We start from the raw sequence: 230 nt of genomic DNA, 5'->3' as shown, positions 1-230 counted from the left end.
GGATCAATCCTCACAGCGCGCTCGCCGGTGACCAGGGTCAAGGCATCGTGGTCCCACATGGAGGCCTCGCCCAACGTGAGGTCCACGTCCGCTTCCGTCAGTGCCCTGCTCAGTGCTACGCGGTCATAGGGCAGGTGGGCCTCTTCGGTCAGCACGGTGACCTGCCAGCCGTCAAGGCCTCGGGTGTACATGGCGTCAACAAAGCGGTGGGCAGCAGGGCCGCCTCCGAC

At 66.1% G+C, this 230-nt stretch carries 1 protein-coding gene; it reads right to left on the bottom strand.

Features of this window, described 5'->3' with window-relative positions:
* Positions 1–230: hypothetical protein (locus tag SB724_RS22070; protein ID WP_410573248.1), on the bottom strand; the 230-nt coding region annotated here is incomplete at both ends.

The sequence above is a fragment of the Bacillus sp. SIMBA_031 genome (assembly GCF_046535225.1).
Lineage (GTDB): Bacteria > Bacillota > Bacilli > Bacillales > Bacillaceae > Bacillus > Bacillus velezensis.
The sequence above is the reverse complement of the archived record's forward strand: the minus strand, read 5'-3'. Positions and strand labels throughout refer to the sequence as shown.